We start from the raw sequence: 19,991 nt of genomic DNA, 5'->3' as shown, positions 1-19,991 counted from the left end.
CCATCGCGCGGACGGGCTTTCGAACGTCCTCGGCAATCCGGTTGCGCTTGTTCCGGTCTCGGCGTTCACACCGGACGGCGTGCACAGACCGGCGACGGTCACGGCCCGGTCACCATGTGATCGAATTCCCCGAACCCGACGGTTGTCCCGGTTAGGGTCGACGCCTGTCGTTGACGCAGGCGGGAGACATCGGAGTGGGCGTGGTGGGTTCCTCGGGGCCGAGGACGACGTGGCGGCGTGTGTTGGCACTCGTACTGATCGCGGTGGCGATACTGACTCCGGGGGTGGCCGCGGCGCAACCCGCGGGGCGCGCGACCACCTGGCTGTGTCATCCGTCGAAGACCGACGACCCGTGTGATCTGCCCTCCGACACCACGGATCTGGCGACCGGGAAGGTGAGCGAGGCCGTCTCGGTGAGCGAGGGCGCGAAGGCCGTGGACTGCTTCTATTTGTATCCGAGGGTCGGCGATCAGATCGCCGCTGATCAGGATCCGGTCGCGCGGCCGGAGGTGCGGTCCATCGCGAGCTTCCAGGCCGCGCGGTTCTCCGGTCTGTGCCGGGTGTTCGCGCCGGTGTACCGCCAGGTGACGCTGCCCGCGCTGCCGGTGGATCTCGCCACCGGACTCGATCTCGCCCAGCAGGGGTACCGGGATGTCGAGAACGCCTGGGACGACTACCTCGCCAACGACAATCACGGCCGGGGCGTGATCATCATCAGCCACTCGCAGGGCACGCTGATGGCGCGCAAGCTCATTCGCGATCACGTCGAGACCGACGCGCGGGCGCGGGCGCGGCTGGTCGGTGCCTTCCTGATGGACGGCAACGTCACGACCGCGCGCGGCAGCACCGTGGGCGGTGACTTCCGTACGATTCCGGTGTGCACCGAACGCGGCGAATACGCTTGTGTGGTCGCCTATTCCCGGGGGCGGAAGGATTCGGCGATGTCCCTGATCGCCGATGCCGATCTCGGCGTGATCTCACAGCGATGGGGGCTGCCCTACGGTCCCGGCTACACGGTGGCGTGCACCGATCCGGGTCCGCTCAGCGGTGACGACGCACCGCAGCCGGTGACCGTGCCGTCCGCACCGTACGCGTCCGGGCTCATCTCGAGCCTGCTCAGTTACACGGTGCTGCCGCACACCTTCCCGCATTCGGACTCGACCTGGACCTCCACGGCATCGCGGGCGACCGGACGCTGCGAACAACGCGATGGCTACGCCTTCTACAACACCACGCTCACCGGGCCGGACCGCCTCAACGAGCGGCCGCTGTTCGAATCGCGTCTGGTCGATATCAATCTCGGATACGACCGGCTCATCTCGATCGCCCAGCAGCAGTCCGACGCCTGGCTCGCCTCGCACTGAGGCGGTCTCCCTCGGTGGTGGGGCAGTCGGTCATCCGATACCGTTGTCGATCGTGATCTCCGTCGCCACCTGGAACGTCCTGCACCGCGTCCACGCGGAGAACTGGTACGAAGAGGTGGCCGACCGGTGGCCGAGCGAACCCGACCGCATCGCCGCGGTGACCGCCCGCCTGACCGATCACAAGGAGCGGGCGATCGCCTTGCAGGAAGTCAGCGGCGATCAACTCGCCGCACTGCGCGAGGCTCTGCCCGACCGCGCCGTGCACGCCATGCGCTATCCGCGCGTGCCGCGCCCCAAGCGGATCGCCACCGCGTTGCGCGACCGCGACGAATACCTGGTGGTGATCGCCGATCCGGGCAGCACACTGGTCACCGCGGCCGCGTTCGCCGACGACCCAGGCAAGGGCGCGATGGTCGTGCGCACCGACGATCTCATCGTGATCGCCACCCACGTGACCGGCGACGGGCGGCGCACGGGCCAACTCGCCCACCTGGCCGACCTTGCCGTCTCGGCCGACGCGCCCACGGTCCTGCTCGGCGATTTCAATGCCGATCGCGAAACGGTCGCCGCCGCACTCGGCCCCGATTTCACCGTCGCTCCCCTACCCGCCGACCCGCCGACCCGGCCGCGCGGCTCGGGAACCAGGTCCCAGTTCATCGACCAAGTGGTCACCCTCGGCGCGACGGCGACGGATGTCGCCGTCGAGGACGTCGAGGGGTTGTCCGATCACAACCTGGTGCGGGCCGACATCACGCCGAACTGAGCGGTCGGACGCCGCCACGACTGCTCTGGATGGGGCACTGCCGAGTCGAGTCCGGTTCGAGACGCTGTGACCTCGCGGTATTCACCGCCTGTTCAAGGGGAACCGCTATTTCTCGACTATGGCGGAGGGCATTGCGGGCGGTACGGGAGTGGTGGCGCCCGCGGGGCGGGGTGGGCGGAACTGGACGCTCGATATCGTTCGGGTGTTCTCCATCGGCGTTGTGGTCTTCGTGCACTGGGTTTCGGTCCGGGTGACGATGTCGGACGGCGCCGTGCGAGGAGATCCGACATTGCACGGGCGGGCGGTATGGGTGGCGACCTGGGTGCTTCAGGTGATGCCGCTGTTCTTCCTGGCGGGCGGGTACGCCAATACCCTGGTCGTGGACAGGTGCCGCGCTCGCGCGATGACCTACGGCGCGTATCTCGGGGCGCGGGCGAAGCGATTGAGTGTGCCGGTGGTGCCGTTGATCGTGTTCGGGATCGTGGCCGGGCTCGCGCTGGGTCTGTATTCGGCGCAGGCGGCGAAGACGGTCGTGGATATCGTCGCGAATCCGCTGTGGTTCCTGGCGATCTACCTGGTGGCGACGGCGGTCGCGCCCGCGGCATTGCGGGTGCACGATCTGGGGGCATGGATAGCCCCGGTAGCGCTGCTGGGGGCGTCGTTCACGGTGGACGCGCTCCGGTTCGGGGGCGAGGGCCGATTCGCGGAGTGGAATCTGCTGTTCGTCTGGCTGTTCTGCCATCAGCTCGGAATCCTCTATGCCCGTGGCACATTCGCGCGGATAGGGGGCGGCGCGGCGGCGGGGGTCGCGGCGGCGGGCGTGGCGGCGCTGGCGGTCATGGTTGGACCAGGTCCCTACCTTCCGACGATGCTCGGCGTGGCCGACGCGCCGGTCTCGAATCTCGCGCCGCCGACCTCGGCGCTGTCGGTGCTGGCCACCGTCCAGACGGCGGTGATCGTGATGGTCGACCGGCGGCTGGTGAACTGGGAGCCACGCGACGGACTGCGGCGCGTCCTCGGGATCCTCGCCGCCACGCTCATGTCGATCTACCTGTGGCACATCCCGGTGATGGTGGTGCTGATCGCGCCGACGCTGTTCATTCCGGCACTGCTGCCCGCGAGCACCACCGCGTGGTGGCTGCTACGGCCGCTGTGGCTGATCCTCGGGGCGGCGGTGCTGATGGGGACGGTGCGCCTGGTCGTCCGCTGGGATCTGTTCTGCGCCGGATTCGCGCCGCGCACCGGCACCGCCGCGGCGGTCACGGGGACCGCGCTGTCGACGGCGGGAATATTCGCGCTGTGGCGGGTGGGGCTCGGCACCGAGACCGCGTCGATGCTCGCGGCCCTCATGCTCGTGACCGGGACCGCGCTACTGACCAGCACCCGCCGCGAGAACGTTCCTACAGCTCGGCGTGCCTGGCCCTGACGAAGTTGTACAGACCGTAGGTGACGATGCCCGCGGCGGCGACGATCAACAGCACCGCGCCGTACGGTTGTGCGCCCAGTGTTTTCAGCGCGCCGTCGAGTCCTGACGCCTTGTCGGGCTCGGACCGCGTGGTGGCCACGATCACGAGTACGCCCACCGCGGCCAGCGCCGAACCCTTCGCGATGTAGCCGGCGATACCGAGCCACCGCGCGAGATCACCCGCCGATGCGTCGAGATCGTCCATGAACTTCGCCCGCGCGCCCTTGTAGACGTAGTAGCCGCCTACGCCGATGATCGCGAGCCCCGCTACGACGAGTACGATGATCCCGCCGCTGTTCTGCAACAGTCGCGCGGTGATTCCCGGACCCCGGCCCCCGCCGCCGGACGCACCGCCCCGCGCGAATTGGAATGCCGAGTAGGTCAGGGCGAGGTAGACCGCGGCCTCACCGATCGATTTCGCGCGGTGCGCGATCGCGGCTCTCGTGTCGTCGCCGGAGTCGCGGCTGCGGCCGAAGATCGCTTCGAACAGCCGCCACATGGCCAGCATGACGAAGCCGATCACGCCCGCCCACAGCATGATTCGCCCGAAGGGCCGTGCGGCCAGTTCCGCCATCGCCCCGGACTGGTCTGCGGTGCCGCCGCCCGCGCCGACGGCGAGGCGAACGGCGATGAGTCCTATGAGAATGTGCACGACACCGGTCATGACGAAGCCGGCGCGGGCGCCCCGTTCCACCACGCGGTTCTTGGCGATGCGCTCGGCACTCGGCGCGCCCGCCGACCCGCCGGTGAATGACACCGCGTGCGAATTCGTTCTCGTCATACCGGATTTCCTCGTTGTCGCGGACCTTCGAACGGTCGGCGGATACCCGGGCCGATGATCGTGAAACCGCGCGGCGGTCGGTGGCGCGGTCATCGTGGTGCAGGCTCCGCGGCTCGAGGCATCCGCCACCCGTAACTGGACCGACCATCCGCGCGGGACCCGAGGCCGAATTCCCGCGCGTGACCCGCGCGGGTACGGATTCCCGTGCGCTACACCGCGGCCGAATACGAGACCGTGTGGCGCGACGAGCCCGCCGATCTCGCGGCCATCGCTGCGCCGTGCACCGCCGCCAGGAGCAGAACCGCCTGAAGGCGCTATCCTTCGTGGAGGAATGCGTCGTCGCCGCCGAGCCCGGGGAATTCAGTGGTCCGACAGCACAATTAGACGGCGGCGGCTACGCGGCCACGGAGGTGAGGTAATGCAGGTCGCCGATATGGCCCCGCTGCTGCTGCGGCTGGTGGTCGGTGTGACGATGATCGCACACGGGGTCAACCACTGGGTCGGCGGCGGGCGCATCGAGGGCACCGCGCGCTGGTTCGGCGGACTGGGACTGCGCCGCCCCGTGCTCCAGGCATGGTTCAGCGTGATCACCGAGATCGGCGCGGGCGTGCTGCTGATCGTCGGCCTGCTCACACCGTTCGCGGCCGGGGCGGTGGTCTCGGTCATGCTGGTCGCGGGTCTGCTCGCGCACCGGCGCAACGGCTTCTTCGTGTTCGCGGAGGGCTACGAGTACGTCCTGGTGCTGGCCGTGGTCGCGGTCGCGCTCGGACTGACCGGGCCCGGATGGCTGTCGCTGGATCACGTCGCCGACATCGAGATCACCGGCTGGGCGGGCGGCGGTATCGCGCTCGGACTCGGCGTGGTCGCCACGGCGGGACTGCTGGCGATGTTCTACCGGCCGACCCCCGCGCGGATCGAAACACCGGAGACGGCAGACGAGCAGGGCCGCTGACGCGCGTCGGATTCATCGGACTCGGCGGTCGGCCCGACGGCGCGTCGGATCATCGAGGCCGGATACCCCACCACGCTGTGGGCGCGCGGGCCCGCGTCGCTCCGGCCCGATGCCGCCACAGCGGAGACGCGAGCTACCCGTTCCGGGGCGGTTGCGTTCGTCCCGTCGACTCGTCGGCCGGTTTCGTCGTCGGGTCGATTCGGTCGGCGCGTTCCCGTTCCCGGTTCACCGCCTCGCGCGAGGAACTCGCGGCACTGCGGTGTTCGGATGCCTTTTGTTCCAGACCCGCGGCACGGGCGGCCTCGGCGTCGGCCTCGGCGGCCGCGGCGCGCGCCTTGGCGGCGGTCTCGTCGGCCAGCGCTTCACGCTGTCGGACCTGCCGGGTCTGTTCGACCGTTTCGGCGCGGATCCGTTTGGCTTCGTCCCGGCGCTGCTGTAGGCGTCGGCGCCGCAGCGCCGCGCCGACCGCCGCCAGGAGCAGAACCACAACGACCGCGATGACGACGATCCAGACGATGGTGCTGGTGGACATCTCTGCCCTCCTCGAGGATGTACGGCCGCGCGCCGCGACCGTCTACGGGTCGCGGACGCGGGCCCCCGTCAGTAGTAGTGCCTACGTCCCCCGACGGCGCGTCCCGTCGACCCCAACAACAGCAGCACCAAACCGATGACCAGTGCGATGATGCCGATGGTCCACAGGATCGGAATGTTGAAAATGAATCCCAAGATTAGCAGGATGAGTCCGATGATGATCATGACGACTTCTCGACTTCCGAGTTCTCGACTTCTGTGGATGGACCGGAGGGCGCCGGGCCGGTGACGCGCGCGCAGGCGCTCATCCGCTTACCAGGCGCCGACCGGTCGATAGTCGCCCACAAGCTGCTCTCGGCGCTGGCACCTCAGCTCGCATCGTCGTGACCAGCGGTTTCACGGTTACCACTCCAGTCAACTCCGGGTGCGGCCCGGCTGTCAATGTCGCCGGGCGTATGCCGTGTTCCGGTGTTCGCCAGCGCGAGGTCACCGCCGTAGTGGTCGAGTACCCGGTGGTCCATGACGGCGCGCCACAGCGGCGGCACCACTGCCAGCAGAACCATGGTGGCGTAGCCACTGGGTAGCTGCGGGGCCTGTTCGCTGCTGCGCAGGGTCTGGTAACGGCGGCCCGGATTGGCGTGGTGATCGCTGTGGCGCTGGAGATGGAACAGGAAGACGTTCGTGACCAGACGATCGCTGTTCCAGCTGTCGCGCGGTGAGCATCGCGCATAACGGCCGTTGGCCCGCCGCGCTCGCAGCAATCCGTAGTGCTCGATGTAGTTGACGGTTTCCAGTAGCGCGATACCGATCAGCGCCTGTATCACCAGATATGGGGCGATGGTGTAGCCGAACAGCAGGATCATGGTCGCGAACAGCGCGATGCTCATCGCCCACGCCTGCACGATGTGATTGTCCATGCTGAACCAGCGTTTGCCCCGGCGTGCGAGCCGGTCGCGTTCCAGCGCGATCGCCGAACGAAACCCTCCGATCACGCTGCGAGGCAGGAATTCCCACAGCGTCTCGCCGAATCGGGCGCTGGCCGGGTCGTCGGGTGTGGCCACGCGGACGTGGTGGCCGCGGTTGTGTTCGACGAAGAAATGCCCGTACCCGGATTGCGCCAACGCGATCTTGGACAACCAGCGCTCGAGATGTTCGGAGCGGTGTCCGAGTTCGTGCGCGGCATTGATGCCGACCCCCGACACGATGCCGAGGGTGACCGCCAATCCCACCTTGTCGATGAGGTCGGGTCCGGTGCCCGCCCAGACCGCGCCCGCGATCGTCAGCCCGGCGAATTGCAGCGGGAGGAACAGATAGGTGCACCACCGGTAGTACCGATCTCCGGCCAGCCGCTCGTAATCCTCGTCGCGCGGGGTACTCCCGTCGTCGCCGACGACGAGTTCGAGCAGTGGAATGATCAGAAAGACGATAATCGGGCCTATCCACCAGAACATCTGCATTCCGGTGCGTCCGACCAGATATACCGGTAGCAGCGCGCACCCCGGCGCGATCAATCCCAGAAGCCACAAATAGCGCTTGGGATCTCGATACCCTGAGTTCGCGAAAACGGCCACTGGCACCCCAAAAGGATCGAAACCGTACGCGGCAACTCCTCGAGAGCCGCGGCACCCCTGCCCATTCATGTACCGACGGCGACGCCACCGGAGGTCTTCGATGATTTCCGTGTCCGCCGGAGCATACGCGCTCGGCACCGACACGATGAATACGCGGGAGGCGACGGCCCATTCCGAATCACACTCGCCTCGGGTCCAAAGCTACCTGCGAACCGAGGAGGGTGTCAACGAAGGCGGCGCCGTTTCGCCTCCCACGTGCACCGGGAGCGAACGCGCAGGCTCGGTATGCCCCGGGAATTCGCCGCCGACCGCGACGTTCGGTTCAACCGGGTGAAACACGGCCGGTGAGTGGGCGTTTCATTTTCCATTCCCTCGAGATCGCCGCCGATGACGGTACCGCGTCGCACGATCCGGTCGTCGTCCCCATGGACCGGGTGGACCAGATGCGCGCGCCGAGTTCCCAGGTGTGCCCGTGGTATTCGACGCCGCCCATCCCGATCATGACCACCGTATCGAAGAACTGCGCGTTCTCGGCGACGACGAGGTCGCACGGCCGGCACAGCGGCAATCCGCCTGCTATCCAGCGTCCCCGCACCGCGGCAATGGCGGGTTCGGGTGTGGAGAATAATATTACCGCGTCTGAAAAGGCAATTTCGGAAAGGCCGCCACCAGGTGGCGAATTCCGTCGCCAGGTCCATTCCGGTACAGTTCACTCATGTTCTCTTCGGATGACCTGGGGTCGAGGCGTCGGTGACCAGCCTGAGCGAGAAGCCGGCCTGGAAGGAACGTGCCGTCGAGCGCTCGCTGCGCAGTGCCAAACTGCGCGCGGAGGAACGCGTCCAGCGATTCCTCGATGCCGCCCAGGCGATCATCACCGAGAAGGGCACTACCGACTTCACGGTGCAGGAGGTCGTCGACCGTTCGCGGCAATCGTTACGCAGCTTCTACCTGCAATTCGACGGTAAGCACGAACTGCTGCTCGCCCTGTTCGAGGACGCCGTCGGCCGCATCGCCGAACAGCTTCGCGCCGCCGCCGACGGCCCCACCGACCCGCTGGACAAACTCCAGGTCGCCGTCGAACTGCTCTTCGAGCTGTGCCGCCCCGATCCGGCCGCCCGACGCCCGCTGTTCACCGACTTCGCGCCGCAACTGCTGATGACACACCCCGATCAGGTCAAGGTCGCGCACGCGCCGATGCTGAACCTGTTCACCGAACTCGTGGGGCAGGCCGAGGCGGCCGAACAGCTTCGCGCCGACGTGAATCCGCGCCGGATGGCGGCGATGGTCATGCAGACGGTCATGTTCACCGCCCAGTCCTCGGCGGTCACCGAGGACGAGACCCACCACGCGATCACCGCTTCCGAGGTGTGGAACTTCTGCGCGCACGGCTTCGCGCGCGGATAGTCCCGACGTTCGGCCCGCCTCGGCGGCCTGAACCGCGTCTCCCGGGACCTCGGCCTCTCGCGATCATCTCCCCGGTGTCTCCGGTGGGCAGCAGCCGCACGGGAGCGCAGTTGCCGGAATGCCCGGTTGCCGTAGGGTGTAGTCCACGAAGGTGGTATACGGAACCCACCGCGGGAGCTCGGACAATGGCCGGGCTGAGAGGGCGGCCCCGAGGTCGCCGACCGCATGAACCTGTCCGGGTAATGCCGGCGTAGGGAGTGAAGAGCGGCATGTCCTCACCGACCGTCCACAGCGGCGCGCAAGAGGCGCCGCTCACCCTCGACCAGCCCGCCCCGCGCGTGCTGTCGTTCTGGGATCAGAGCGCGTTCTGGGCGAATCTGGGCGTGAGCCTGTTCGCCTTCTCCGGCGCGTACACCGTCCTGGCCCCGAATGCCGATGGCACGGCGCAGATCTCGATCGCGGCGGGGATCCTCGCCATGATCGTCGGCACCGCCGTCGGCGGGCTCATGCTCGGGCTGGCCGCGGTGCCGGGCGCACGGACCGGCAAACCCGCGATGATGCTGCTGCGCGGACTGTTCGGCGCGAAACCCAGCTACGTGCCGACGGTGCTCAACATCGCGCAGCTCATCGGTTGGGGCACCTTCGAACTCATCGTCATCGGCAACGCCGCCGAGGAACTGTTCGGCGGCGGCCCGCACTGGCTCTACGTGATCGCCGCGGGCGTCCTCACGACCCTGCTCACGATCTGGCCGCTCGGATCGGTGCGGCTGCTTCGCCGTTTCGTCACCGTCGGCGTCGCCATCGCCCTGATCTGGTTCTACATCCAGTTCTTCCGTGTGGGCCTGCCCGATCTGACCGCCGATCCCGGGCCCGAGGGCTCGGGGCCGTTCGGCGTCGACTGGAATCTGTTCTGGATCGCCACCGACGCCGCGCTTGCCGTGTCGATCTCCTGGATGCCGGTGGCGGCCGACTACACCCGCCATTCCCGCGGCGCCGGTTCGGCATTCGCCGCCGCGGGCGGGGCATACGCGTTCACCCAGATCGTGGCCTACATCCTCGGCCTGTTCGCGCTGGCGCTGGCGACCGGCTCGGGCACCTACGGACCGTTCCTCGAAGTCACCCTCGGTGCGGCGTTCTTCCTGATACTGGTGGTGCGCGAAGCCGATCAGTCCTTCGCCAACGTCTACTCCACCGCGGTCTCGATCCAGAACCTCGCCCCGCGGGCCGACCGGCGCGTGCTGTCGATCGGACTCGGCACGCTCATCACCGTACTCGCGCTGTGGTTGCACATGGACGACTACTTCGGCTTCCTCGGCCTCATCGGCTCGGTCTTCGTTCCGCTGCTCGGCGTGCTGGTCGCCGACTTCTTCCTGAACTCCGGCGGCGAGTGGAACACCGCCGAGGACGCGCCGTCGCGGTGGGGCATGATCGCGGCCTGGCTGATCGGCCTGTCGGTGTACCAGTTGATCAATCCGGGCGACGCCGGGGTGTGGACCGAGTTCTGGGTGCGCGCGCAGCAGTGGCTGGATTTCACCAAACAGCCGTGGATGAGCGCCTCATTGCTGTCGTTCCTCACCGCGATCGCGGCGGGCTGGGCGGTCGGGCGGGTCACCCGCCCGCGCACGCGCGCCCGATGAGCCCGCGCGGCTCACTCGGCCTCCGACTCGACCTCGTGCCGCGTGTCCGCGACGGAATCCGGTGCGGTCGCCATATCGATCTGCTCGCTGACGTAGCGGATCACCACCGCGACCATCGCGACCACCGGCACCGCGAGGAACGCGCCGACGATCCCATACAGCGATGCGCCGCCGGTCACCGCGAGCAGCACCACCACGGCATGCAGTTTCATGCTGCGACTCTGGAGAACCGGTTGCAGCACATTGCCTTCCAGCTGCTGCACCGCGACGCAGATGGCGAGCACGATCAGCGCCGTGGTGAACCCGTTGCCGACCAACGCCACCAGCACCGCCAGCGCGCCCGCCACGAAGGCGCCGACCATGGGGATGAAGCCGCCGATGAAGGTGACGACCGCGAGCACGCCCCACAGCGGCACACCGAGTATGACCAGACCGGCCCCGATGAATACCGCGTCGATCAGGCTCACCAGCGCCTGGGTGCGGATGAATCCGCCGAGGGTGGACCAGATCCGGGCCGCAACCTCCTCGAGGTGGCGGCCGTTGCGGGTGCCGAGCGCCGCGTGCAGCCAGGGCAGGAAGCGGGGTCCGTCCTTGATGAAGAAGAACGTCAGCACCAGCACCAGCACCAGGGTGATCAGCATGGATGTCGCCGTGGTGACGCCGCTGAACACGCCGCCCGCGATCTGATCGGCGCTGGACTGCAATCGCGACACGATGGCGTCGACCGCCGAGTCCAACTGCTCGTCGCGAATCCGCAGCGGCGGACCCTGCAACCAGTCGCGAACCTGCTGGATGCCGGTGCCCGCCTTGTCGGCCAGTTCCGGTGACTGTTCCACCACCGACGGGACGATGAGCGCGATCACACCGGACAGGACGGCGAGGAATCCGAGCAGCGTGACCGAGGCCGCCGCCGCGGGCGGGAAGCGGTGCTCGGTCAGCCACCGGGTCGGCGGCCAGAGCACCGTCGCCACCACGACCGCCAGCGCGACCGGCAGGATGACCACCCACAGCCGCGCGGTGAGGTAGCCGAGCACCCAGGCCCCTGCCGCGATGGCCACCAGACACAGCGACCACTTCGCCATCCACATGAGTCCCCGGCCGATGACGGCCCCGCGCTCCGGTGTCGACTTCGCGGCCTTCGGCCCTCTGCTGTCGATTTCGTTCGCCCCGCTCACGCCGCCAGTCTTACACGGCGGGGCGCTCGGCGTGTCGGCCACCGTGTCATCGGTCCGCCTGCACCGCCGCCGTCGCCTTGCGCGCGGCCACCAGAACCGGATCCCAGACCGGGGAGAACGGCGGCGCGTAACCGAGGTCGAGTGCGGTCATCTGTTCCACGGTCATGCGCGCGGTCAGCGCGACCGCCGCCACGTCGACCCGTTTGGCCGCGCCCTCGCGCCCGACGATCTGCACGCCGAGCAGCCGTCCGGTGCGACGTTCGGCGATCATCTTCACCGTCATCGGCGTGGCTCCCGGGAAATATCCGGCGCGGGTGGTCGATTCGATGGTGGCGGTCACGAATTGCAGTCCGACCTCGCGTGCCTGTTCCTCCAGCAGTCCGGTCCGCGCGACCTCGATATCGCACACCTTGCTGACCGCGGTGCCGACCACGCCCGGAAAGGTGGCATAGCCGCCGCCCACGCCGGAGCCGATGACCTGCCCGTGCTTGTTGGCGTGCGTGCCGAGCGGTATGTGGCGTTCGCGACCGGACACCAGATCCAGCACCTCGACGCAGTCGCCGCCCGCCCAGATGTCGTGGTGTCCGCGCACCCGCATGGCGAGATCGGTGCGCAGCCCGCCGGAGTCGCCCAGCGGAAGTCCGGCCGCACGGGCCAGTGTCGTCTCAGGACGCACACCGATACCGAGAATCACCACGTCGGCGGGGTATTCCGCGTCCGAGGTCACCACCGCGCGTACCCGGCCGGATTCGTCGGCGCGGATCGCGGTGACCTCGGCCTCGCAGACCAGCGCTATGCCGAGGCCGCCCATGGCGGTCGCCACCAGCGCGCCCATGTCGGGGTCGAGGGTGGACATGGGTTGCGCGCCACGGTGCACCACGGTGACCTCGTAGCCGCGCCCGATCATGGCCTCGGCCATCTCCACGCCGATATAGCCCGCACCGACGACCACCGCGCGCTTGCCCTCGGTGCGGTCCAGGGTGTCGAGCAGCGCCTGACCGTCGTCGAGTGTCTGCACCCCGTGCACGCCCTCGGCGTCGATGCCGGGCAGCTCGGGGCGGATCGGCACCGCGCCGGTGGCCAGGACCAGCTTGTCGTAGGGATGCCAATAGCACGCACCGGATACCGCATCGGACACCCGCACACGGCGGCCGCGCACATCGAGTTCGACCACCTCGGTGCGCATCCGCAGATCGATATCGCGTTCCCGGTGCTCGTGCGGCGTGCGGGCGATGAGCGCGTCACGCTCGGCCACACTCCCGCCGACCCAGTACGGAATGCCGCAGGCCGAATACGAGGCGAACCGGCCCCGCTCGAACACCACGATCTCCATATCCGGCGCGCCGCGCAGCCGACGTGCCTGCGACGCCGCCGACATGCCCGCGGCGTCCCCGCCGACGATCACCAGTCGCTCGCTCATGAAGATCACGCTACGTCGCGAATACCGTTCACCGCCGACCCAGGTACGGATCGCGCGCCATTTCCGCGGCACACCACCGGCTTCCGGGTTGCGCTGCGGTGGACCCGGCATTACCGCACACTGATCTCCTGGCAAACGTCGTGTGAGGGCGGCGTTTACACTTTGGAGCATTCATGACCGATATCGAGTCCCGGTCCGAGGACGAACGCAGGCTCGCCGAACTCGGCTACAAACAAGAACTCGCCCGATCCTGGTCCGGATTCTCGAATTTCGCGATCAGTTTCACCATCGTCTCCATCCTGACCGGCGGCCTGGCCAGTTACGGCATCGGCCTTGCCAACGGCGGTCCCATCACCATGGCGTGGGGCTGGCCGCTGGTGTCGATCATGGTGCTGTTCGTCGGTCTGGCGATGGCCGAATTGGCGTCGGCCTATCCCACCTCGGGTGGACTGTATTGGTGGGCATCGGAACTGGGCGGACCGATCTGGGGCTGGTTCACCGGTTGGTTCAACCTCGTCGGCCAGATCGCGGTGACCGCCGCCATCGACTACGGCGCCGCGATATTCACCACCGTGGTGCTCAACGTGCTCGGCGTCCATATCGGCACCGACCGCACCGCGATATTCCTCGTCTTCGCCGCGATACTGGTGCTGCACGCCGTGCTTAACATCATCGGACCGCATCTGTCGGCGGTCATCAACAATATCTCGGCCTGGTGGCACGTCGGCGGTGTGGTGATCTTCGTGGCGGTGCTCGGAATCGGGGCGCGGCACCATCAGAGCGTCGGATTCGTGTTCACCGAAACCGTGGACAACAGCGCGATCGGATTCGGCGGGGTGGCGTTCAGCTTCCTGCTCGGTCTGCTGCACGCGCAATACACCTTCACCGGATACGACGCCTCGGCGCATATGTCGGAGGAAACGCACGACGCCTCCCGCATGGCCGCCAAGGGCATCATCAACACCATCGTCGTCTCCGCCGTCGCGGGCTATCTGCTGATCCTCGCGGTCACCTTCGCGATTCCGAATCTGGACGACGCCCTCGACCCGGAGAAGAACAGCGGATACCCGGTGATCTACATCCTGGAGAATTCGCTGAACGGATTCTGGTCGGGGCTGTTGCTCGTCATCGCGGCCGTCGCCCAATTGTTCTGCGGCTACGCCTCGGTGACCTCGGCCTCGCGGATGCTGTTCGCCTTCGCCCGCGACGGCGCGGTGCCGGGTTCGGCGCTGTGGTCGGCACTCTCGGCGCGCAAGGTGCCGGTGAACGCGGTGCTGTTCATCTCCGTATTCGCCTTCGTGCTGCTGATCCCGTCCATGCTGGTGCCCGCGCGGAACGCGCCCACCGCCTATGCCGCGGCCACCTCGGTCGCCACCATCGGTTTGTATATCGCCTATGGCATCCCGATTCTGCTGCGGCAGTGGCACGGGTCGCGGTTCGAGACCGGACCGTGGCGACTCGGCCGCTGGTATCGGCCGATCGGGGTGGTGGCGCTGCTGTGGATCGCGGCCATCAGCCTGCTGTTCATCCTGCCCACCGACGACCGCGGCTATCCGTGGAATCCCGAATTCACTTGGACCACGGTCAATTACGCGCCGATAACCCTGGTCGGCGTAGTGGGCGCGATCGCCGTCTGGTGGTTCGTCTCGGCCCGCCGCTGGTTCACCGGCCCCAAACGCACGGTGGAGGAACCCGCGGTGTGAGCGACCTCCACCCGCGCCGAATTCGACGGACAGCGGCGCGAAATGTTCGGTGCGCGGATGGGCCTACGATCCGGACATGGCCGAGATCAGAAGTGAACGACGCGACGCGGTGGCGATCGTCACCGTGCACGACCCGGATCGGCGCAACGCGCTCACGCTGGAGCTGTCCGAACAGCTCGCGGCGGCCGTGCACGCGGCCGAACAGGACGGCGCGGTGCACGCGGTGGTGATCACCGGTACCCCGCCCGCGTTCTGCGCGGGCGCGGACCTGTCCGCCCTCGGCGCCGCCCGGGAGCGGGGGTTGCGCACCATCTACGACGGCTTCCTCGCCGTGGCGCGCTGCACGCTGCCGACGGTGGCCGCCGTAGGCGGCGCGGCCGTCGGGGCCGGACTCAATCTGGCGCTGGCCGCCGATATCAGGATCGCCGGTCCGCGCGCCCGATTCGACGCCCGATTCCTTCGTCTCGGCATCCACCCCGGCGGCGGGATGACCTGGATGCTCCAGCGCGCGATCGGCCCGCAGCGGGCGGCGGCCATGACCCTGTTCGGCGAGATCCTCGACGCCCGGGCCGCCCTCGCCGCCGGTCTGGCACACCGTGCCGTCGACGGCGATCACGACGCCCTGCTCGACGCCGCGACCGATTTCGCCGCGGCCGCGGGCGAGGCCCCGCGAGATCTGCTGATCACCACCAAGGCGACCATGCGCCGCACGGCGGTCCTGGACGCGCACTCCGAGGCGGTCGACACCGAGCTCGTGCCGCAGCTGGCCAGTCTCGACTCCCCCGAATTCGCGGCCCGATTGGCGGCGAAGAAGGCGCAGATCAGCGGATCCGAGTGAGCATCGGCGCGGCCGTCCGGTACCGCGCCACCGTCACGCCTTCGGGCACGGAAGGCAGTCGCGGTCGCCGGTTCACGGCGGTTCCCCGGTGCGACCGTCATCGACTCCGACAACCCCTTCGCCCCGGCGACCCGCGGATTCCGGTAGCCGCAATGAACCGGTACCTGGATTCCGCATAGGTGAATATCAGCAGTTCAACAGCGTGAAGTGACGACGGCGAACCGCCGGGCAACTCGCACCGAACGACCCGGGTGAACGGCGTCGACGGGCGGCCGCACACGCGATCACGCCGGCGGCGCTCGGATCGGCAAGCGCCGCGCGAACTCGACCACCGCGGACAACTCGCGAACCGCGTCCCACGCCGATATCGCCCGGACCGAGCGGATTCATCGGCGGCTTGCGCTGCGCTGTCTCGTGCACGGTGGTTAGGCTGTGCGCGGCAGCACGCGGAGGCTCTTGCGAGATTTCCTCGAGCGCAGTTCGATTCGACGGTCGTCGCACCGGTTCCGTTCCGCGCTCACCGAGCTGTTCGTACGTGTGTTGTTGGACGGACGCGGTCCGTCGGAACGGGAGAGTCTGTGGAAACATCGAGGGACTGGGGTAGCGAGTTCGTCGAGTCGGTGAAATGGCTACTGATCGCGTTCTCGATCACGGTGGTCCTGTTCGCGGTGGTCACCGCGCTACTGCTGTGGTCGACCCGGTGGGGACGCCAGTTCTGGCGGGTGAGCGGGGCATATTTCACCGGTCCCGGCAAATGGCGCACGATCGCATTCGTCGCGGTGCTGTTGTTCATGACGGTGTTCGCGGTGCGCATGAGCGTGCTGTTCACCTATCAGGGCAACGACATGTATACCGCGATGGCGGCCATCGCCGCGGCCATCGCCGGGCGTGACAGCGCCGGACTCGAAGAGGCGAAGACCGCATTCTGGAACTCGGTCATCCTGTTCGGTGTCCTCGCCGCCATCCACGTCGCGCGTGTCCTGGTCGACTACTACCTTGGCCAGGCGTTCGACATTCGCTGGCGGCTGTGGCTGACCGAACACGTCACCACCGACTGGCTGCGCGACCGCGCGTTCTACCGGTCCCGATTCATCGATGACACCATCGACAACCCCGACCAGCGTGTCCAGGAGGACATCACCAGTTTCGTGCAGCAGTCACGGGTGCTGTCCATGGGCGCGGTGAGCGCGGTCGTCACGGTCGTGTCCTTCACCCGCATCCTCTGGGATCTGTCCGGGCCGATTCCGCTGTTCGGCGTCGAGATCCCGCGCGCGATGATGTTCCTGGTACTGATATACGTGCTGGTCACCACGGCGATCGCCTTCTGGCTCGGCCGACCCCTGATCCGCCTGAACTTCCTCTACGAACGCGCCAACGCCAACTTCCGCTACGCGCTGGTCCGCCTGCGCGACAGCGCCGAGAACGTGGCCTTCTATCGCGGCGAGAACGTCGAACGGCGCGGGCTCCTCGGCCGCTTCGCCTCGATCATCAGCGTGTACTGGCAGGTCGTGTACCGGTACCTGAAGTTCAACGGCTGGAACCTGACGGTGAACCAGACCGCCGAGGTCTTCCCGCTCATCCTCCAGGCGCCCCGCTTCATCGCGGGCGAGGTCACCCTCGGCGGCGTGCAACAGACCGCGAGCGCGTTCCGCGCCATCCACGATTCGCTGTCGTTCTTCCGCGAGGCATACGACGACTTCGCCGCCTACCGCGCCTCGCTCATCCGTCTGGACGGCCTGCTGAAAGCCAGCGACGAGTCGCGCGGACTGCCCGAGATCACGGTGACGGATCTGGCGAACGCGGTCGAGTTGACCGCAGTGGACGTGCGCAAGCCCGATGGCACGGTACTGATCGATCAGCTCGGTCTGCGGCTGGCCCCCGGCGACGCGCTGGTGGTCAAGGGCGCCTCCGGCAGCGGCAAGACCACCCTGCTGCGGTCGCTGGCGCAGATGTGGCCATACGCCGACGGCGCGCTCGGCTGCCCCGGGGACAACGGCACCCTGTTCCTGTCGCAGATCCCGTATCTGCCGCTTGGCCAGTTGCGCACGGTCATCTCCTATCCCGCCACACCGGACGCCTTCTCCGACGAGCAGCTGCGCGCCGCGCTCGATGCCGTGCACCTCGGGCACCTCGTCGACCGCTTGGACGAGGAATCCGACTGGGCCAAGATCCTGTCGCCCGGTGAGCAGCAGCGCGTCGCCTTCGCCCGCATACTGCTGACCAAGCCGCAGGTGGTGTTCCTCGACGAGGCGACCTCCGCGGTGGACGAGGGCCTGGAATTCGCGCTCTACAACCTGGTGCGCACCGAGGCACCCTCCACGATCCTCGTCAGCGTCGCCCATCGCAGCACCGTCGACCGCCATCACACCCAGCGCCTGGAACTCGACGGTTCGGGACCGTGGCGCCTGGAACCGGTCTCCGCCGACAAGTAGTATCCGCTCGTCACACCGCGCCCCGTGGGACTTCCCGGGGCGCGGTGTCCTTTTCCTCGCCCGGTTCCCCGGCGCAGTCCGTACACAGCGGGAAAGCTGGAAGGATGCCGATCCAGGTTGCGGTCTGCGGGCCGCGCGACTGCACCGCCGAAGACGCCGCGCACGCCCGCGAGATCGGTCGCCTGCTCGCGGAGGCGGGCGCGACCGTGCTCTGCGGCGGCGGCCGAGGTGTCATGGCGGCGGTCGCCGAAGGCGCCTCCGGCGCGGGAGGTCTGGTCATCGGCATCCGCCCCGACACCGACCGCGACACCATCTGCCCCGGCCTGTCCGCCGTCGTCTACACCAACCTCGGCGAAGCCAGAAACGCCGTCCTCGTCCGGTCGGCGGACGCGGTCATCGTGGTAGGCGGATCCTGGGGCACCCTCTCCGAACTGGCCCTCGCCCACCACCGAGGCGACATCCCCGTCGTATCCCTCGGCGGCTGGCGAATCCTCGACACCGACGGCACACCACTCGACATCGGAATGCTCGCCGAAAGCCCGTGGGACGCCGTGGTCTTCGCCCTCGGCAACCTCGATCGTCCTTCCCACCAGTAGTTTTCCGACGACCCAGCTGCCGATGTTGACATCCGATCTCGGATAAGTGAAGCTTTACGCAGCGCCATAATTGCGCCGATTCCCCGAAAACGAGTCGGGCAACCACTCTTCGCGACCCCGCGGCATCCCCCGGATGCCCGGGGTCGCTGTCGTTTCGACACCGAGAATTTAGTGTACTGATTCGGTCGCGTCACGCACGGCATCCTCCACCGCACAGCGAGCCGATCCGCCGACAACCCCGACCCGCGATCACCCGCCGCGAGAATGTCCGGATTCGCCGCCCTCCTCGGCCGGTTCATTCGAATGCGTTGACCGGAGCGCGATTCCAGCAGGACCGGCTCGCCGCGCCATCGGATCCTCCACCAGCGGCTCGACTCGTGAAACCTCTCTTCCGCCATCCATCCGGCAGGCCGCGCCGCCGGGAGAAACGAGATACGCAATGACTATTCTTCGCGACGAATGGCAAGCTCCACCGTGGGTCGCCACTCACGCGGCATGGTCGGCGAGTGTGTCGCCCGCACCCGCCTCGGAGTCCGAATCGAGCAGCGAAGGACGCACTTTCGACTTCGACGGGATGACTCCGACGAGCGCGGCATCGGCGCTCGATCGCATTCGGCGGGTGCGCGCGATGGAGGCTTCGGTCCGCGTGGACACTACCGCGGACCACGGCGTCCATACCCGAACGATCGCGGATCCCGTTGTCATTCCGATAATCGCGGGTGTCGAGCCCGCACCACAGGGTCGGCTGTCCGGACCCGAGGGTTTTTGGCCGGCTGCCCCCGCATCGCCGCCGAATTCGACCACACCAAGCCCGAACCAGACCGCACCGAAGAAAGACCCGGTGGGACCGTCGAAAATCCGGCCGCAACCCCAGGGGACGACTCCCGGCCCGAATTCCGTTGTTCCGCAATCGACCCCGAAGACAGCTCCGGGAACTCCGACGCAGCCGCGACAGCCACCGCCCGCACCGGCGACAACGGACCCGGGTCCCACCGACGCGGATATGCCCGTCGTGGGGTCGGTGGCGGACTTCGTCGCCATGGGCCCCGCCCTGGAGCCGGGCCAGAGCCGGACGCTCCCCAGCGGTGTGGTCGTCACAGCCAATCCCGACCAGACGACGTCGGTGACACGTATGAGCCCGTCGACCGGCAAGATTATCACCGAGGTACTCGGGCGCGGCGGCGTCGTCGTCTCGTCGTCGGTGTCCACGGTCGTGCCCGGGACGAACGGGATGAGCAGAGACACCACCATCACCGACGCGCGCGGCATCTCCCAGGTGCGGTCGGTCAGCGACGGCCAAGGCGGATACACGACCTGGACAGCGAATCCCGATGGCACGAACTCGGTCCAGTACCCCGA

At 67.9% G+C, this 19,991-nt stretch carries 17 protein-coding genes, 2 pseudogenes and 1 riboswitch; of the genes and pseudogenes, 11 read left to right on the top strand and 8 right to left on the bottom strand.

Annotation, left to right across the window (positions count from 1 at the left end; all coding sequences use genetic code 11):
* The first annotated feature begins 239 nt into the window (after positions 1-239).
* The 3 genes from APZ21_RS04285 (at position 240) to APZ21_RS04275 (ending at position 3,553) form a co-directional block, all read left to right on the top strand.
* Positions 240-1,364: a DUF3089 domain-containing protein gene (locus tag APZ21_RS04285; RefSeq protein ID WP_054811890.1), complete on the top strand. Its 1,125-nt coding sequence runs from the start codon at positions 240-242 to the stop codon at positions 1,362-1,364.
* A 52-nt stretch (positions 1,365-1,416) separates the two neighbouring features.
* Positions 1,417-2,127 carry an endonuclease/exonuclease/phosphatase family protein gene (locus tag APZ21_RS04280; RefSeq protein WP_054811889.1) on the top strand — a complete coding sequence of 237 codons (711 nt, stop codon included), beginning with the start codon at positions 1,417-1,419 and terminating at the stop codon, positions 2,125-2,127.
* A 118-nt stretch (positions 2,128-2,245) separates the two neighbouring features.
* The gene (locus APZ21_RS04275) at positions 2,246-3,553 is read left to right on the top strand and encodes an acyltransferase family protein (RefSeq protein WP_082392828.1); all 1,308 of its coding nucleotides are present in this window, start codon (positions 2,246-2,248) and stop codon (positions 3,551-3,553) included.
* Here the strand turns inward: APZ21_RS04275 and APZ21_RS04270 are convergent.
* Entirely contained in the window at positions 3,528-4,373 is an 846-nt protein-coding gene (locus APZ21_RS04270; protein ID WP_054811887.1) for a DUF1206 domain-containing protein, read from the bottom strand. The two genes, APZ21_RS04275 and APZ21_RS04270, sit on opposite strands and share 26 nt — an antisense overlap.
* 418 nt (positions 4,374-4,791) lie before the next feature.
* Between APZ21_RS04270 and APZ21_RS04265 the strand changes: the two genes are divergently transcribed.
* Together APZ21_RS04265 and APZ21_RS35415 are read left to right on the top strand one after the other, a co-directional pair.
* A complete protein-coding gene (locus APZ21_RS04265) occupies positions 4,792-5,325 on the top strand; it encodes a DoxX family protein (protein WP_054811886.1) in 534 nt (177 codons plus the stop codon).
* Positions 5,322-5,481, top strand: a pseudogene (locus APZ21_RS35415) (NAD(P)-dependent oxidoreductase); the annotation flags it as partial. The gene APZ21_RS04265 and the pseudogene APZ21_RS35415, both read left to right, overlap by 4 nt.
* Here APZ21_RS35415 and APZ21_RS04260 read toward each other — a convergent pair.
* The 4 genes and pseudogenes from APZ21_RS04260 to APZ21_RS35410 all read right to left on the bottom strand — a co-directional run.
* Positions 5,459-5,857, bottom strand: coding sequence for a hypothetical protein (locus tag APZ21_RS04260; protein WP_054811885.1), 399 nt, complete (start codon positions 5,855-5,857; stop codon positions 5,459-5,461). The pseudogene APZ21_RS35415 and the gene APZ21_RS04260 overlap by 23 nt on opposite strands.
* A gap of 68 nt (positions 5,858-5,925) precedes the next feature.
* Positions 5,926-6,081: a DUF6131 family protein gene (locus APZ21_RS33675; protein ID WP_239476483.1), complete on the bottom strand. Its 156-nt coding sequence runs from the start codon at positions 6,079-6,081 to the stop codon at positions 5,926-5,928.
* A 143-nt stretch (positions 6,082-6,224) separates the two neighbouring features.
* On the bottom strand, positions 6,225-7,367 hold the full coding sequence (locus APZ21_RS04255) for an alkane 1-monooxygenase (protein WP_239476482.1): 1,143 nt from the start codon (positions 7,365-7,367) through the stop codon (positions 6,225-6,227).
* A 505-nt stretch (positions 7,368-7,872) separates the two neighbouring features.
* Positions 7,873-8,049: pseudogene (locus APZ21_RS35410) on the bottom strand (enoyl-CoA hydratase); the annotation flags it as partial.
* A gap of 128 nt (positions 8,050-8,177) precedes the next feature.
* Here APZ21_RS35410 and APZ21_RS04245 point away from each other — a divergent pair.
* Both APZ21_RS04245 and APZ21_RS04240 read left to right on the top strand, forming a co-directional pair.
* Complete coding sequence (locus APZ21_RS04245; RefSeq protein ID WP_054811882.1) at positions 8,178-8,831, top strand: TetR/AcrR family transcriptional regulator; 654 nt, start codon at positions 8,178-8,180, stop codon at positions 8,829-8,831.
* A 160-nt stretch (positions 8,832-8,991) separates the two neighbouring features.
* A riboswitch (TPP riboswitch) is annotated at positions 8,992-9,106 on the top strand.
* Positions 9,101-10,468: a purine-cytosine permease family protein gene (locus APZ21_RS04240; protein WP_054811881.1), complete on the top strand. Its 1,368-nt coding sequence runs from the start codon at positions 9,101-9,103 to the stop codon at positions 10,466-10,468. Its footprint overlaps the riboswitch before it by 6 nt.
* Positions 10,469-10,479: 11 nt before the next feature.
* Here the strand turns inward: APZ21_RS04240 and APZ21_RS04235 are convergent, their stop codons facing one another.
* Positions 10,480-11,556, bottom strand: coding sequence for an AI-2E family transporter (locus tag APZ21_RS04235; RefSeq protein WP_082392851.1), 1,077 nt, complete (start codon positions 11,554-11,556; stop codon positions 10,480-10,482).
* Between the two features lie 133 nt (positions 11,557-11,689).
* Positions 11,690-13,063 carry an FAD-dependent oxidoreductase gene (locus APZ21_RS04230; protein WP_054812027.1) on the bottom strand — a complete coding sequence of 458 codons (1,374 nt, stop codon included), beginning with the start codon at positions 13,061-13,063 and terminating at the stop codon, positions 11,690-11,692.
* A gap of 173 nt (positions 13,064-13,236) precedes the next feature.
* Here APZ21_RS04230 and APZ21_RS04225 point away from each other — a divergent pair, with 173 nt between their 5' ends.
* The 4 genes from APZ21_RS04225 to APZ21_RS04210 all read left to right on the top strand — a co-directional run bounded on the left by APZ21_RS04225 (position 13,237) and on the right by APZ21_RS04210 (position 18,632).
* Complete coding sequence (locus APZ21_RS04225) at positions 13,237-14,766, top strand: amino acid permease (protein WP_054811880.1); 1,530 nt, start codon at positions 13,237-13,239, stop codon at positions 14,764-14,766.
* A 76-nt stretch (positions 14,767-14,842) separates the two neighbouring features.
* Positions 14,843-15,604, top strand: coding sequence for an enoyl-CoA hydratase (locus tag APZ21_RS04220; protein WP_054812026.1), 762 nt, complete (start codon positions 14,843-14,845; stop codon positions 15,602-15,604).
* Between the two features lie 578 nt (positions 15,605-16,182).
* On the top strand, positions 16,183-18,036 hold the full coding sequence (locus tag APZ21_RS04215) for an ABC transporter ATP-binding protein/permease (RefSeq protein ID WP_054811879.1): 1,854 nt from the start codon (positions 16,183-16,185) through the stop codon (positions 18,034-18,036).
* A gap of 104 nt (positions 18,037-18,140) precedes the next feature.
* A complete protein-coding gene (locus APZ21_RS04210; RefSeq protein ID WP_063125071.1) occupies positions 18,141-18,632 on the top strand; it encodes an SLOG cluster 4 domain-containing protein in 492 nt (163 codons plus the stop codon).
* Between the two features lie 486 nt (positions 18,633-19,118).
* Here the strand turns inward: APZ21_RS04210 and APZ21_RS33670 are convergent, their stop codons facing one another.
* Positions 19,119-19,286, bottom strand: a complete 168-nt coding sequence (locus tag APZ21_RS33670) for a hypothetical protein (protein WP_156370651.1) — start codon at positions 19,284-19,286, stop codon at positions 19,119-19,121.
* Positions 19,287-19,991 lie beyond the last annotated feature (705 nt).

It is taken from the genome of Nocardia arizonensis, assembly GCF_001310275.1.
GTDB lineage: Bacteria > Actinomycetota > Actinomycetes > Mycobacteriales > Mycobacteriaceae > Nocardia > Nocardia arizonensis.
Note: the sequence above shows the minus strand (reverse complement) of the source record. Positions and strands in the feature narration are given on the sequence as shown.

Bases quoted from the DNA above. Each gene is read 5' to 3' on its own strand.
- APZ21_RS04275 (WP_082392828.1), top strand. From the start codon at position 2,246: ATGGCGGAGGGCATTGCGGGCGGTACGGGAGTGGTGGCGCCCGCGGGG.
- APZ21_RS04270 (WP_054811887.1), bottom strand. From the start codon at position 4,373: ATGACGAGAACGAATTCGCACGCGGTGTCATTCACCGGCGGGTCGGCG.
- APZ21_RS04265 (WP_054811886.1), top strand. From the start codon at position 4,792: ATGCAGGTCGCCGATATGGCCCCGCTGCTGCTGCGGCTGGTGGTCGGT.
- APZ21_RS04260 (WP_054811885.1), bottom strand. From the start codon at position 5,857: ATGTCCACCAGCACCATCGTCTGGATCGTCGTCATCGCGGTCGTTGTG.
- APZ21_RS33675 (WP_239476483.1), bottom strand. From the start codon at position 6,081: ATGATCATCATCGGACTCATCCTGCTAATCTTGGGATTCATTTTCAAC.
- APZ21_RS04240 (WP_054811881.1), top strand. From the start codon at position 9,101: ATGTCCTCACCGACCGTCCACAGCGGCGCGCAAGAGGCGCCGCTCACC.
- APZ21_RS04235 (WP_082392851.1), bottom strand. From the start codon at position 11,556: ATGTGGATGGCGAAGTGGTCGCTGTGTCTGGTGGCCATCGCGGCAGGG.
- APZ21_RS04230 (WP_054812027.1), bottom strand. From the start codon at position 13,063: ATGAGCGAGCGACTGGTGATCGTCGGCGGGGACGCCGCGGGCATGTCG.
- APZ21_RS04225 (WP_054811880.1), top strand. From the start codon at position 13,237: ATGACCGATATCGAGTCCCGGTCCGAGGACGAACGCAGGCTCGCCGAA.
- APZ21_RS04220 (WP_054812026.1), top strand. From the start codon at position 14,843: ATGGCCGAGATCAGAAGTGAACGACGCGACGCGGTGGCGATCGTCACC.
- APZ21_RS04210 (WP_063125071.1), top strand. From the start codon at position 18,141: ATGCCGATCCAGGTTGCGGTCTGCGGGCCGCGCGACTGCACCGCCGAA.